The sequence below is a fragment of the Micromonospora pattaloongensis genome, from assembly GCF_900107255.1.
Lineage (GTDB): Bacteria > Actinomycetota > Actinomycetes > Mycobacteriales > Micromonosporaceae > Micromonospora_I > Micromonospora_I pattaloongensis.
In genome coordinates this window covers 277,428-292,100 of record NZ_FNPH01000005.1, presented here as the reverse complement: position 1 = coordinate 292,100, position 14,673 = coordinate 277,428, and the positions used below count along the sequence as shown (strand labels likewise).

The 14,673-nt window shown below is 72.9% G+C and carries 9 protein-coding genes; 1 reads left to right on the top strand and 8 read right to left on the bottom strand.

All coding sequences use genetic code 11. From position 1 onward, the window contains the following. Window positions 1-13: 13 nt before the first annotated feature. Complete coding sequence (locus tag BLW47_RS16290; RefSeq protein ID WP_175543658.1) at window positions 14-1,852, bottom strand: rhamnogalacturonan lyase; 1,839 nt, start codon at window positions 1,850-1,852, stop codon at window positions 14-16. A 403-nt stretch (window positions 1,853-2,255) separates the two neighbouring features. Between BLW47_RS16290 and BLW47_RS16285 the strand changes: the two genes are divergently transcribed. Further along, window positions 2,256-3,284, top strand: coding sequence for a LacI family DNA-binding transcriptional regulator (locus BLW47_RS16285; RefSeq protein ID WP_091558183.1), 1,029 nt, complete (start codon window positions 2,256-2,258; stop codon window positions 3,282-3,284). Between the two features lie 11 nt (window positions 3,285-3,295). Here the strand turns inward: BLW47_RS16285 and BLW47_RS16280 are convergent, their stop codons facing one another. The 7 genes from BLW47_RS16280 to gltB all read right to left on the bottom strand — a co-directional run bounded on the left by BLW47_RS16280 (window position 3,296) and on the right by gltB (window position 14,552). After that, complete coding sequence (locus BLW47_RS16280) at window positions 3,296-4,228, bottom strand: sulfite exporter TauE/SafE family protein (protein WP_091557626.1); 933 nt, start codon at window positions 4,226-4,228, stop codon at window positions 3,296-3,298. 99 nt (window positions 4,229-4,327) lie between these two features. Beyond that, complete coding sequence (locus BLW47_RS16275) at window positions 4,328-4,795, bottom strand: RrF2 family transcriptional regulator (RefSeq protein ID WP_091557623.1); 468 nt, start codon at window positions 4,793-4,795, stop codon at window positions 4,328-4,330. A 44-nt stretch (window positions 4,796-4,839) separates the two neighbouring features. Continuing rightward, window positions 4,840-5,724 (bottom strand): acyl-CoA thioesterase, encoded by an 885-nt coding sequence (locus BLW47_RS16270; protein WP_091557618.1) that lies wholly within the window; start codon window positions 5,722-5,724, stop codon window positions 4,840-4,842. Beyond that, window positions 5,721-7,172, bottom strand: a complete 1,452-nt coding sequence (gene pyk / locus BLW47_RS16265; RefSeq protein ID WP_091557613.1) for a pyruvate kinase — start codon at window positions 7,170-7,172, stop codon at window positions 5,721-5,723. The genes BLW47_RS16270 and pyk overlap by 4 nt, the downstream gene beginning before the upstream one ends. Before the next feature lie 263 nt (window positions 7,173-7,435). Further along, window positions 7,436-8,230, bottom strand: a complete 795-nt coding sequence (locus BLW47_RS16260; RefSeq protein WP_091557610.1) for an SGNH/GDSL hydrolase family protein — start codon at window positions 8,228-8,230, stop codon at window positions 7,436-7,438. A 240-nt stretch (window positions 8,231-8,470) separates the two neighbouring features. Continuing rightward, entirely contained in the window at window positions 8,471-9,949 is a 1,479-nt protein-coding gene (locus tag BLW47_RS16255; protein WP_091557605.1) for a glutamate synthase subunit beta, read from the bottom strand. Next, window positions 9,942-14,552, bottom strand: a complete 4,611-nt coding sequence (gltB, locus tag BLW47_RS16250; RefSeq protein WP_091557602.1) for a glutamate synthase large subunit — start codon at window positions 14,550-14,552, stop codon at window positions 9,942-9,944. The genes BLW47_RS16255 and gltB overlap by 8 nt, the downstream gene beginning before the upstream one ends. Window positions 14,553-14,673 lie beyond the last annotated feature (121 nt).

The window sequence follows — 14,673 nt, the reverse complement described above, 5'->3', positions numbered from 1 at the left end:
GGCCGTCGCGTACTCACCGGATCGCGAAGCTGGGGTGGGGCGGCTGGTTGTAGGCGGTGTTCTGCCAGGCGAGCGCGAGGCGGTACTGCGGGTCGTGCAGGAGGGTGCGGACCCGGCGGTCGGTGGGGATTCCGGTGGCGTAGATGCGCAGCGCGGTGGAGTCGGTGGTGCGCCAGATGACCTCTTCCCGCCAGTCGCCGAGCAGGTCCCCGGAGAGCGCCGGGGTGGCCTTGGTGCCGTTGTTGGCGGCGACGCCGGCGCCGGTGAGCAGCCGGGTGTCGCCGCTGGTGCCGTACTTGTCGATGCGGGTGGCGTCGAGGAGTTCGCGCTGCGGGTCGCCGTCCCACCAGATGACGAAGTTCGTGGACGAGGGTTTGCGGCCGATGTTCCGGCCCTGGGTGTCCTGCAGGCCGGCGACCGCGGCGGACCAGGATTCGGCGCCCGGGCTGCCGGCCCAGATGTCGGCGGAGACGCCGCGTCCGTTGTCGCCGGAGGCGGGGGTGGACCAGAGGACCTGGCCGGTGCGGGCGTCGGCGAACCAGGACGACGGCTTGCTGGCGTCCTCGTCGACCTTGAAGACCTCCAGGCCGGCGCGGTCGGGGGCGAGGTCGCCGACGTGCAGGGCGTCGCCGTGGCCGTTGCGGGTGTTCCACAGTGGCGCGCCGTTGTCGTCGAGCGCCATGGCGCCGAAGACGATCTCGTCGCGGCCGTCGGCGTCGACGTCGGCGATGGCGAGGTTGTGGTTGCCCTGGCCGGCGTACTGGCCGCCGGCGGAGTTGGAGTCGAAGGTCCAGCGGCGGGTGAGGGCGCCGTTGCGGAAGTCCCAGGCGACGATGACGGTACGGGTGTAGTAGCCGCGCGACATGATCAGAGAGGGCCGGGCGCCGTCGAGGTAGGCGGTGGCGGCGAGAAAGCGGTCGACGCGGTTGCCGTAGCTGTCTCCCCAGGACGGGACGCTGCCGCGGGCGGGTTCGTAGCCGGCGGTGGCCAGCGCGCCGCCGGTCCGGCCGTCGAACATGGTCAGGTATTCGGGGCCGGCGAGGACGTACCCGCTGGTGTTGCGGTGGTCGGCGGAGGCGGAGCCGATGGTCTGGCCGGTGCCGGAGCGGGTGCCGTCCGCGGTCTTGACGGCGACTTCGGCGCGGCCGTCACCGTCGTAGTCGTAGACCTGGAACTGGGTGTAGTGGGCGCCGGCGCGGATGTTGCGGCCGAGGTCGATACGCCACAGCCGGGCGCCGCTGAGCCGGTACGCGTCGAGGTAGACGTTGCCGGTGTAGCCGGACTGGGAGTTGTCCTTGGCGTTGGAGGGCTCCCACTTGAGGACGATCTCGAGTTGGCCGTCGCCGTCGAGGTCGCCGACGGAGGCGTCGTTGGCGGCGTAGCTGTAGCTTTCGCCGGTCGGGGTGGTGCCGCCGGGTGGGATCTGCAGCCGCACGTCGAGGTAGCCGCCGGCGAACTGCAGCGCGGCCGGCGACGGCGGCTGTTCGGCGCCGTTGACGACGGCGCGCACGGTGTACGCGACGCCGGCCGGGGCGCCGGCGTCGAGGTAGTTGGTCGTCGCGGTCACGGGGGCGGCGGTGACCCGGGTGGCGCCGCGGTAGACGTGGAAGCCGGCGCCGTCGGGGTCGGTGCCGAGCAGCCGCCACGAGACGAGGTTGCCGTCGCCGGAGCGGACGCTGATCAGTCCGCGGTCGAGGTTCTCCAGTTGTCGGGCGGCGGCGAGGGGGCCGGCGGCGGCTCGGGTGGCCGGCGCGTCGGGGGCGGCGTCGGCGCCGGGAACGCCGGCGAGGGCGGTGAGGCCGGTCGCGACGGCGGCGGCGAGCGCCAGGAGGCGGGATCGGGGTGGTCGCATGCGGGGCTCCGTACGGGTGGGATGCGCCGCGCCGATCGCCGTGCCTGCGCTGCCCGGGGCGCGGCCGGCCGGTACGCCACCTGTGCGGCGACGCGGATCGGAGGGCGCGATCGAGGGGGGTGAGTGGCTCCCGCTTCCGGCCATGCTAGCGGCAACCGCTTTCCCCTCACAACGGACCGGGCGCCCCGCCACCGGCATCTACTCTCCGGTATCCGACGCGTTACCGTGTGCTGGCTGACGTTCGTCGATGGGGAGCAGCTTCGGCCGCCGGCGTACCACCGCCGGGGGCGGGAATGGAGGCGCCGACGTGTCCGACGCATCACCCGCCACCGGCGTGCCGGCCGAGCAGCCCGGCGTGGCGACGCCGCCGGAGGCCCGCGATCCGTCGACCAAACGCGCCGACATGGTCACCATCGCCGACGTCGCCCGGCACGCCGGCGTCGCGGTGAGCACGGTGTCCTATGTGATCAGTGGAAAGCGGGCGATCTCGGCCACGACGCGGCAGCGGGTGCTCGCCAGCATCCGCACCCTGGGCTACCACCCGAACGCGGGGGCGCGGGCGCTGGCCAGCCGCCGGGCCAACGTCATCGCGCTGGTGCTGCCGCTGCGCTCCGGGATACATCTACCGGTGCTGATGCAGTTCGCGACCGCCGTGGTGACCACCGCCCGCACCTACGACCACGACGTGCTGCTGCTGACCGCCGACGAGGGGCCGGCGGGACTGCGGCGGATCGCGGCGAGCGCGATGGTCGACGGCGTCGTGGTGATGGACGTGGAGATGCGCGACCCGCGGGTGCCGTTCCTGCGGGAGCTGGAGCGGCCCAGCGTGTTGATCGGATTTCCCGACGACGCCGCCGGCCTGACCTGCGTCGATCTGGACTTCCACCGCGCCGGCGAGGCCTGCGTCGACCATCTGGCCGCGCTCGGTCACCGCGACATCGCGCTGCTCGGCGCGCCGGCGGTGGTCTACGAACGCGACACCGGGTTCGCGCACCGCACGCGGGCCGGCGTCGTCGACGCCGCCCGGCGGCACGGCATGACGGCGGTGGCCCAGCCGTGCGAGGAGCAACCCGAGGCGGTGCGCCGGGCGGTGGCCGGGCTGCTGGAGCGGCATCCGGAGCTGACCGGGCTGGTGGTGCACAACGAGGCCGCGGTCGCGCACGTGCTCGCTGCGCTGCCGGCGCTGGGTCGGACGGTCCCGGACGACGTGTCCGTGGTGGCGATCTGCCCCGACGAGGTGGCGGAGCGCGCGGGCCCGGCGCTGACCTCGGTGCTGGTCCCCGCCGAGGAGGTGGGACGTCAGGCGGTGTCGCTGCTGATGCGCAAGCTCACGGGCGAGCCGGTCCCGGAGGGAACGCTGCTGAGCCCGCGCCTGACGGTCCGGGCCAGCACGGGCCGGGGGCGCATCCCCGAGCAGCGCCGCCCGCGGTGACCTCCTGGCGGTCAGTGGGAGCCCGAGAGGGCGCCGACCGGTTCGGCGGGCTCGGCGGGCGCGGGGGCGGGGGCGGCAGCGGCGGCGCGGCGGGTGCGGAGCAGCGCGCGGACCGCGAACGTGGCCGCGGCGATCCAGGCGAGCACGATCGCGACGTAGACCACCGGACGGATCCCGGCGGCGACGTCGAAGGCGCGCATCAGGGTACGGGCGTTGGTCAGCACGATCACGCCGCCGACCGCGGCGCCGAGCAGCTGGGCGGGCACCACCTTGATCAGCCAGGCCGCGATGGGCGCGGCGATGAGGCCGCCGATCAGCAGCGCCGCGACGGTCGGCAGGATGAACCCCTCGGAGCCGAGCCCGATCAGGAAGCCCAGGCTGGCCGCGCCCGCGACCAGGAACTCGGAGGTGTCGACCGAGCCGATCACCTTGCGCGGCTCCATCCGGGCCGAGACGAGCAGCGACGGGGTGGCGACCGGCCCCCAGCCGCCCCCGCCGGTGGCGTCGACGAAGCCGGCGACCAGGCCGAGCGGGGCCAGGAACCGGGTGCGCAGCGGCCGGCGCGTGGTGACCTGCCGCAGCGGCCGGGCGAACCGGACGAGCAGGTAGGTGCCGAGCGCGAGCAGGATGCCGGCCATCCAGGGGGCGGCGGCCTCGGTGGAGATGGAGCTCAGGAAGGTGGCGCCGGCGAAGGCGCCGACCGCGCCGGGGATGGCCATCCGAAACACCACCCGCCAGTCGACGTTGCCGAAGCGCCAGTGCGCGACCCCGGACGCCAGGGTGGTGCCGATCTCGGCGAGGTGCACGGAGGCGGACGCCGAGGCGGGCGCCACGCCGGCGAGCAGCAGCAGCGTGGACGAGGTGACGCCGTACGCCATGCCGAGCGCACCGTCGACCAGTTGCGCGGCGAGCCCGACCAGCGCGAGCACGAGCAGCTTCCGCACGCCTCCACCTCCCTTGACCAGTTTTCCTACCGACTTAGTGGAGAATGCCGCAGGGCGCCGGCAAGGTCAACCCCGTGTTCGGGTAATGGGACGCGCCGGTCAGCTCCAGGCGGTGGGATCGGCGGCGAGAACGCGCACCCGCTCCGGCAGCGTCGCGGCGGCGACGTCGGCGACGGTGACGAGTTCGAGGATCTGCCGTTCGCTGGCGCGCAGCGCGATCCAGACCTCCTGCAGGGCGCCGGCCGCGCCCCGGTAACCGAGGTCCTCCGGACGTTGGCCCCGCACGTGCGCCAGCGGCCCGTCGATCACACGGATGATCTCGGCCAGCGAGATCTCCGGGGCCGGGCGCGCCAGCCAGTAGCCGCCGTCGGGCCCGCGCTGGGCGTGCACGATGCCGCCGCGGCGCAGCTGCAGCAGGATGCTCTCCAGGAACTTCGGCGGAATCTCCTGGGCCCGGGCGATCTGTTCCGCCGTGACGGGAGTGGGGGGACGGTCGGGGCCGGCGCCCGCGGCGGCCAGTTCGGCGGCGGCGCGCAGCGCATAGTCGACCCGGGCAGACAGACGCATACCGCACAGGTTATCGCCGCGGGCGACGCCGGCCGCCGGCGGCGCTACTCCCCGACCCGGCGCAGCAGTCCCTCCTGGACGGCGCTGGCGATGTGCCGCCCGTCGCGGGTGAACATCCGGCCGGTGGCCAACCCGCGCGCTCCCGACGCCGACGGGCTCCAGCAGTCGTACAGGAACCATTCGTCGGCCCGGAACGGCCGGTGGAACCAGAGCGCGTGGTCCAGGCTCGCCCCCACCACGCCGCCGGGACCCCAGACCTCGCCGTGCACCGACAGGACCGAGTCGAGCAGGGTCAGGTCCGAGGCGTACGTCAGAGCGCAGGCGTGCAGCAGCGGATCGTCGGGAAGCTTCCCGTCGATGCGCATCCAGACCCGCTGGTACGGGTCGGCCGGCCGGTCGCCGGGGCGGACCCAGCCGGGCTCGCCGACGTAGCGGACGTCCATGGGGCGCGGGATGATCGACCAGATGCCGAGCCGCTCCGGGTAGCGCGCCAGCCGGTCGGCCATCGTGGGCACCTCGTCCGGGCCCGGCACGTCCGGCGGCTGCGGCGCCTGGTGGTCCAGCCCGTTCTCCGCCCGCTGGAACGACGCGGACATGAAGAAGATCGGCTTGCCGTGCTGCAGCGCGACCGAGCGGCGCACCGAGAACGACCGACCGTCGCGGACGTTCTCGACCTGGTACTCGATCGGCTCCGCCGGATCCCCCGGCCGCACGAAGTAGCCGTGCAGCGAGTGCACGTACCGCTCGGGGTCGACGGTGCGGCCGGCGGCGACGAGCGCCTGGCCGGCGACCTGCCCGCCGTAGACCCGCTGCGGGCCGACCGGGGGGCTGATGCCGCGGAACGACGCCGCGCCGAGCTGCTCCAGGTCGAGCACCTCGAGCAGCTGGTCGACGGCGGCCTGGCCGACGACCGGCCCGTCGCCCGTCACTGCAACGCCCGCGCCGCCGCGGCGGCGTCGACCAACGAGCCGAGCTGGTGCACGCGCAGCGTGTTCGTGGAGCCGGGCGTGCCGGGCGGGCTGCCCGCCACGATCACGACGTAGTCGCCGGGGTTGCACCGGCCGAGCCCGAGCAGCGCCTGGTCCACCTGGCGGAACATCGCGTCGGTGTGCTCGACGAACGGCATCAGGAAGGTCTCCACGCCCCAGGAGAGCGCCAGCTGGGCGCGGACCTCCGGGACCGGGGTGAAGGCCAGCAGCGGCAGCTCGCAGTGCAGCCGGGACAGCCGCCGCACGGTGTCGCCGGTCTGGGAGAACGCGACCAGGGCCCGGGCGCCGATGTTGCGGGCGATCTGCGAGGCGGCCACGGTGAGCGCCCCGCCGTGGGTGCGCGGGTCGTGCTGCAGCCGCGGCACGGCGAACGAGCCCGCCTCCGTGGTCGTGACGATCTTCGCCATTGTGCTGACCGTGAGCACCGGGAACTTGCCGACGCTGGTCTCACCCGAGAGCATCACCGCGTCGGCGCCGTCGAGCACCGCGTTGGCCACATCGGAGGCCTCCGCGCGGGTGGGGCGCGAGTTCTCGATCATCGAATCGAGCATCTGCGTCGCGACGATCACCGGCTTGGCGTTCTCGCGGCACAGCTGCACCGCCCGCTTCTGCACCAGCGGCACCTGGTCGAGCGGCAGCTCGACGCCGAGGTCGCCGCGGGCGACCATGACGCCGTCGAAGGCATCCACGATGGCCTCGAGGTGGGTCACCGCCTCCGGCTTCTCCACCTTGGCCAGCACCGGCCGACGAACCCCGAGCTCGTCCATGATCGCGTGCACGAGCTTGATGTCGTCGGGCGACCGCACGAACGACAGGGCGACCAGGTCCACGCCGAGCTGCAGAGCGAAGCGCAGGTCGGCGGCGTCCTTGTCGGACAGCGCCGGCACGCTCACCGCCACGTTCGGCAGCGACACGCCCTTGTTGTTGGAGACCGGCCCGCCCTCGACCACGAGGCAGCGGATGTCGTTGCCGGCCACGTCGCTGACCTCGACCGCGACCTTGCCATCGTCGATGAGCAGCCGGTCGCCGGCCTTGACCTCCTGCGGCAGCTTCTTGTACGTGCAGGAGACGCGCTCGCGGGTGCCGACGATGTCGTCGCTGGTGATGACCACGGAGTCACCCGTGCGCCACTCGTGCGGCCCGTCGGCGAAACGACCGAGCCGGATCTTCGGGCCCTGCAGGTCGGCCAGGATGGCGACGGCCCGGCCGGAGGCGTCGGCGGCCTCGCGCACGAGCCGGTAGACCTGCTCGTGGTCCGCGTGCGAACCGTGGCTGAAGTTGAGGCGGGCCACGTCCATCCCCGCCTCGACCAGCCCGCGAATGCGCTCGGTTGAGGCGGTGGCGGGACCAAGCGTGCAGACGATCTTTGCGCGACGTGTCACACCCATCAGGCTAGTCTCTCCCCCGGGTCGGCCCCCCGGCCGACCCCCCGTCGGATATCCGAACAGTTACCCAACGTTGCGTAATGTCTGCCTGACACGCGCGTCGACGGTACGCAAACGGTGGTGGCGGGCATCGACGACCGCGCGGGACAGCTTACCGACGGCTGCGACGGACGCCACAACACCCCTTCGGCCGGTCACGGCGGGAGATGAGGCGCACGCCGAACGGGACGGCGCCGGGCGGCGCCGTCCCGCGTACCGGGCGAGGGTCAGACGCCGGCGGCGGTGAGGGCGGCGAGGTAGCCGTACCGGTAGCCGTTGGCGTTCGGGTGGTAGGCGCTGGAGTTGAGGGTCAGGCCGTTGATCCACGGGCTGCCGGCGCAGACCCCGTGGCCGGCGAAGGCGGAGCGGACGTCGACGTACGTCGCGCCGGCGGCCGCGGCCCGGGCGGCGATCACCGAGGCGAGGTGGTCGGCGCCGGAGTTGATGACCGTGCGCTTGTACAGGCTCATGCCGAACAGCCCGCAGCTGGAGGTGAGTTCGAAGATCCGCGGGTAGCCGAGCACGATCAGCCGGGCGCTGGGCGCACGGCTGCGGATCGCGGCGTACGTCTGGTCCAGTCGGGCCGGCAGCTGGTTGCTGGCGAACGCCTTGCCGTTGTTGACGGCGGTGGCGCAGGCGGAGTCGCTGCCGAGCTGGCAGGTGGTCAGCACGCTGGCGAAGCCGGCGTCGTTGCCGCCGATGGTGATGGTCACGCGGTTGACGCTGGTGTCGAGGGCGGAGACCTGGTTGTTGCGGACGTCGGCGGTGACGGCGCCGCTGCACGCGACGAAGCGGAAGCTGGTCACCGCGTTGGCACTGGCCCAGAGCGGGGCGTACGCCCGCTGGCTGCGCTCGCAGCCGGAGGAGTCGTACGGCGGGGCGCCGGTGCCGGAGGAGTAGGAGTCGCCGAGGGCGGCGTACGTCAGGGCGGGGGCGGCCTGCGCCGGTGCGGCGATGGCGAGGCCGGTGAGAGCGAGGGTCAGCGCGAGTGCGGCGCGGACCAGCGGCGGACGGAGTCGCATGGACGTACCTCCACGAGGGCTGGATGGTGCCTCGTGGCCGCGCGCGTGGCCGGAACGTAACAACCGATCCGTAACGGTTGTTACTTGACGGTAATACTATCGAAACATATCGCTACCCGAAAGAGCGGAACACGCAAGATCCGCGTGATCAGGGGGCGTGAACACGACGCGCCAATGACACGCCGGAGCTATTCCCTGATCACGCGGATCTTCCGCGGATCACGCGGATCTTGCGTTAGGTCAGCGGAGGGCTAGGGGGTGGTCGGTGGAGGTGACCGGGGCGGGGAGGTCGCCGGCGCCGCCGAGGTAGGAGTGGATCGCGGCGGCGGCGGAACGGCCCTCGGCGATCGCCCACACGATCAGCGAGGCGCCGCGGTGCATGTCGCCGGCGACGAAGACCCCGTCCACGTCGGTCTGCCAGTCCGGGCGCGCGTCGATCGCGCCGCGGGCGTTGCGGGCCAGCCCGAGCTGGTCGAGCAGCGGCTGCTCCTCGGTGCCCTCGAAGCCGATCGCCAGCAGCACCAGGTCCGCCGGCAGCTCGCGCTCCGAGCCGGGCACCACCGTGACCACCCGGCGGCCGTCCCGGCGTTCCACCGTGACCTCGGCGATCCGGATCGCGCGCAGCGCGCCGGTGTCGTCGGCGACGAACTCCTGCACCGCCACCGCGAAGATCCGCTCGCCGCCCTCCTCGTGTGCCGGGTAGCTGCGCAGCACCCACGGCCAGGTCGGCCACGGGTCGCGCGCCTCGTCGCGCTCGGACGGCGGCAGCGGGTACTGGTCGAGCTGCGTCACGCTCGCCGCGCCCTGCCGGTGCGCCACGCCGAGGCAGTCCGCCCCGGTGTCGCCGCCACCGATGATGATCACGTGCTTGCCGGCGGCGTCGACCGGCGTCGAGTCGGCCTTGCCGGCCACCACCCGGTTCGCCGGCACCAGATGCTCCATCGCCAGGTGCACGCCGCGGGCGGCCCGCCCCGGCGTCTCCGGCGTGTCGCGGCCGGCGAGCGCCCCGCAGGCCAGCAGCACCGCGTCGTGGTCGGCGCGCAGCTGCGCCGCCGTCACGTCCACGCCGACGTTGACGCCGGCCCGGAACCGCACCCCCTCCGCGGCCAGCTGCGCCAGCCGCCGGTCGATGTGCTCCTTCTCCAGCTTGAAGTCCGGGATGCCGTAACGCAGCAGCCCGCCGATCGCGTCGTCGCGCTCGTAGACGGTCACCTCGTGCCCCGCCCGGGCGAGCTGCTGCGCGGCCGCGAGCCCGGCCGGACCGGAGCCGACCACCGCGACCCGCTTGCCCGACGGCTCCGGCACCGCCTGCGGCGTCACCAGCCCAGCGTCGAACGCCCGGTTGATGATCTCGACCTCGACCTGCTTGATGGTGACCGGCTGGCCGCCGCCGATGCCGAGCACGCACGCCGCCTCGCACGGCGCCGGGCAGAGCCGCCCGGTGAACTCCGGGAAGTTGTTGGTGGCGTGCAGCGACTCGATCGCGCCGGCCCAGCCGCCGGTGCGGACCAGGTCGTTCCAGTCCGGGATCCGGTTGCCCAGCGGGCATCCCTGGTGGCAGAACGGGATGCCGCAGTCCATGCAGCGGGTGGCCTGCTCGCGGATCAGCTCGTCGCTGGCCGGCGGGTAGACCTCGCGCCAGTCGGAGATACGCACCGGCACCGGGCGACGCGTGGGCAGCTGCCGCTCGTACCGCAGGAAACCATTCGGGTCAGGCACGGGCCACCTCCATGACGGCCTGGTCGACGTCACGGCCGGCAGCTTCGGCGGTCCGTATCGCTTCCAACACACGCTTGTAGTCGCGCGGCACCACGGCGGTGAACTCCGCCACCGCCTCCGGCCACCGCGCCAGCAGGGCCTGCGCCACCGTCGACTCGGTCTCGGCGGCGTGCCGCTCCAGCAGATCCCGCAGCGCCACCGCGGCCTCCGCGGAGACCGGCTCCAGCTCCACGAGCTCCCGGTTCACCAGCGTCGGCTGCAACCGCCAGACGTACGCGGTGCCGCCGGACATGCCCGCGGCGAAGTTGCGCCCCGTCGGGCCGAGCACCACCACGGTGCCGCCGGTCATGTACTCGCAGCCGTGGTCGCCGACGCCCTCGACCACCGCGGTGGCGCCGGAGTTGCGCACCGCGAAACGCTCGCCGACCCGACCGCGCAGGAAGAGCTCGCCGCCGGTCGCCCCGTACACGATGGTGTTACCGGCGATGATCTGCTCCTCGGCGGCGGCGAACGGCGCCGCCCGGTCCGGGCGGACGATCAGCCGGCCGCCGGAGAGCCCCTTGCCGACGTAGTCGTTCGCGTCGCCGAAGAGCCGCAGCGTCACCCCGCGCGGCAGGAACGCCCCGAACGACTGCCCGGCGGTGCCCTCCAGCGTGATCTCGATGGTGTCGTCGGGCAGCCCCTTGCCGCCGAAGCGGCGGGTGACCTCGCCGCCGAGCATCGCACCGACGCTGCGGTGCTCGTTGCGCACCGGCACCGTCGCCCGCACCGACGACCCGTCGGCCAGCGCCGGCGCGGCCAGCGCGATCAGCTCGTTGTCCAGCGCCTGCTCCAGCCCGTGGTCCTGAGCGCGGATGCCCCGCCGGGCGGCGCCGGCCGGCAGGTCGGGCACGTGCAGCACCGGCGTCAGATCGAGCCCCTTGGCCTTCCAGTGCGACAGCGCGCCGGCGGTGTCGAGCAGCTCGGCCTGGCCGATCGCCTCCTCCAGCGTGCGGAAGCCCAACTCGGCGAGGTAGCCGCGGACCTCCTCGGCGAGGAAGAGGAAGAAGTTCTCCACGAACTCGGGCCTGCCGTTGAAGCGCTCGCGCAGCACCGGGTTCTGCGTGGCGATCCCGACCGGGCAGGTGTCCAGGTGGCAGACCCGCATCATCACGCAGCCGGAGACGATCAACGGCGCGGTGGCGAAGCCGAACTCCTCGGCGCCCAGCAGCGCCGCGACGATCACGTCGCGACCGGTCTTGAGCTGCCCGTCGACCTGGACGGTGACCCGGTCGCGCAGCCGGTTGAGCAGCAGCGTCTGCTGCGCCTCGGCCAGCCCCAGCTCCCAGGGGGTGCCGGCGTGCTTGAGCGAGTTCAGCGGCGAGGCGCCGGTGCCGCCGTCGTGACCGGAGATCAGGATGACGTCGGCCTTGAGCTTCGCCACGCCCGCCGCGACCGTGCCGACCCCGACCTCGGAGACCAGCTTGACGTGCACCCGGGCGGCCGGGTTGACGCACTTGAGGTCGTGGACCAGCTGCGCGAGGTCCTCGATGGAGTAGATGTCGTGGTGCGGCGGCGGCGAGATCAGCCCGACGCCCGGGGTGGCGTGCCGGGTCTTGGCGATCCACGGCCAGACCTTGTTGCCGGGCAGCTGGCCGCCCTCGCCGGGCTTCGCTCCCTGCGCCATCTTGATCTGCAGGTCGTCCGCGTTGACCAGGTACTCGCTCGTCACCCCGAACCGGCCGCTGGCGATCTGCTTGATCGCCGACCGGCGCTCCGGGTCGTACAGCCGGTCGACGTCCTCGCCGCCCTCGCCGGTGTTCGAACGGCCGCCGAGGCGGTTCATCGCGATCGCGAGGGTCTCGTGCGCCTCGGCCGAGATCGACCCGTACGACATGGCGCCGGTGGAGAAGCGCTTGACGATCTCGGAGGCGGGCTCGACCTCGTCCAGCGGCACCGGCGGGCGGACCCCGGTCCTGAGCGTGAACAGCCCGCGCAGCGAGCCGGCCTGCGCGGCCAGCTCGTCGACCTTGGCCGTGTACTGCTGGAACACCTCGTACTGCCGGCTGCGGGTGGCGTGCTGCAGCAGGAAGACCGTCTCGGGGTTGAACAGGTGCAGCTCGCCCTCGCGACGCCACTGGTACTCGCCGCCGACCTCCAGCCGCCGGTGGGTGCGCTCCGCGGAGTTGGCCGGGTAGGCGCGGGCGTGCCGCGCGGCGATCTCGGCGTGCAGCTCCGCCAGGCCCGCACCGCCGATCTTGCCGGGGGTTCCGGCGAAGTAGCGCTGCACCAGCTCGGCGTCGAGGCCGACGGCCTCGAAAACCTGGGCGCCGCAGTACGACGAGACCGTCGAGATGCCCATCTTGGACATGATCTTCAGGACGCCCTTGCCGAGCGCCTTGACGTAGTTGCGGACCGCCTTCTCCGGCTCCAGCCCGGTCAACCCGGTGGCCGTGCCGGCATGGCGGACCATGTCCTCGACCGACTCGAACGCCAGGTACGGGTTGACCGCGGCCGCGCCGTAGCCGATCAGCACCGCGGCGTGGTGCACCTCGCGGCAGTCGCCGCTCTCGACGACGAGCGCGACCTGGGTGCGGGTCTGCTCGCGGACCAGGTGCTGATGCACCGCGGCGGTGAGCAGCAGCGACGGGATCGGAGCCAGGTCGGCGGTCGAATCCCGGTCGGAGAGCACGAAGATCCGTACGCCGTCCTCGATCGCCTCGGAGACGTGCCGGCAGATCTCGGTCAGCCGCGCCTTGAGCCCCTCGGCGCCGTCGCGCAGCGGGTAGAGCCCCGAGACCCGGACCGCCTTGAAGCCCGGCATGTCGCCGTCCGCGTCGATCGACAGGATCTTCGCCAGCTCGTCGTTGTCGATCACCGGGTACGGCAGCACGATCTGCCGGCAGCTCGCCGGTCCCGGGTCCAGCAGGTTGGCCTCGGGCCCGATCGTGGACTGCAGGCTGGTCACCATCTCCTCGCGGATCGCGTCCAGCGGCGGGTTGGTCACCTGGGCGAAGAGCTGATGGAAGTAGTCGTAGAGCAGCCGCGGCCGGGTCGACAGCGGCGCGATCGGGGTGTCGGTGCCCATCGAGCCGAGCGGCTCGGCGCCGCTGCGCGCCATCGGCGCGAGCAGGATCTTCAACTCCTCCTCGGTGTAGCCGAAGGTCTGCTGCCGGCGCTGCACCGAATCGTGGGTGTAGACGATGTGCTCGCGGGCGGGCAGCTCCTCGAGGTGGATCAGTCCGGCGTGCAGCCACTCCTCGTACGGCTCCGCCGCGGCCAGCTCGGCCTTGATCTCGTCGTCCTGCACGATCCGGCCGGCCACGGTGTCGACCAGGAACATCTTGCCGGGCTGGAGCCGGCCCTTGGCGACCACGGTGGCCGGGTCGAGGTCGAGCACGCCGGCCTCGCTGCCGAGCACCACGAGCCCGTCGGAGGTGCGCCACCAGCGACCCGGACGCAGTCCGTTGCGGTCCAGCACCGCGCCGACGATCTCGCCGTCGGTGAAGGCGACCGCGGCCGGTCCGTCCCACGGCTCCATCAGGCTGGCGTGGAAGCGGTAGAACGCCCGCTTCGCGGGGTCCATCTCCGGGTCGTTCTCCCACGCCTCGGGGATCATCATCAGCACGGCGTGCGGCAGGCTGCGCCCGGCCAGGTGCAGCAGCTCCAGGACCTCGTCGAAGTTGGCCGAGTCGGAGCCGCCGGGGGTGCAGACCGGGAAGATCCGCTTGATGTTGCCGGGCAGCCGCGGGCTGGCCAGCAGCGCCTCGCGGGCGTTCATCCAGTTCTTGTTGCCGCGGATCGTGTTGATCTCACCGTTGTGCGCGATGAGCCGGTACGGGTGCGCCAGCGGCCACGACGGGAACGTGTTGGTGGAGAAGCGGGAGTGGACCAGCGCGATCGCGCTGGTGACGCGCGCGTCGGTCAGCTCCGGGAAGAACTCCGGCAGCTGGTCGGGCGTGAGCATTCCCTTGTAGACCATCGTGCGTGACGACAGCGACGGCAGGTACGCCGGCACGTCCCGCTCGGCGGTCTCCCGCTCGGCCTGCTTGCGCACGCAGAACGCGACCCGGTCGAGTTCCAGCCCGGTCAGCGGCTCCCCCGCCGGCCCGTCCGGCGATCCGGTCAGCCGATGCGCGGCCAGGAAGATCTGCCGGATCCGCGGCAGCACCGCCAGCGCGGTCTCGCCGAGCCCGTCGGCGTTCACCGGCACGTCCCGCCAGCCGAGCAGCTCCGCGCCCTCCACCAGGGCGTACTTCTCCAGCACCCGCCGGGCGCGCGCCTCGTCGGCGTCGTCGTCGGGCAGGAAGACCAGGCCGGTGGCGTAGTGGCCGGCCGGCGGCAGCGGGAAGTCCACGGTCGCACGCAGGAACGCGTCCGGAACCTGGATCATGATGCCGGCGCCGTCACCGGTGTTCTGCTCCGCGCCCCGCGCGCCACGGTGGTCGAGCCGGCACAGCGCCGACAGGCCCTTGGCCACCACGTCGTGCGACCGGCGGCCGTTGAGATCCGCGACGAAGGCCACCCCGCAGGCGTCATGCTCGTTGGCCGGGTCGTAGAGGCCCTCGCTCGGGCGGATCTGCTGCGGCGAGCGATGCGGTCGCCGGGGGTACGGAAGAGCCACCGGACCTCCTGTCGTCGTGGGCTGTTACGAAGATCGGGACGACGTCGGCCCTGGCTTGGGTTCTTGAGTCTACGTTAGGGTGCGGCGGTCTTCACCAGTGCAGATAGATCACACTTCCACG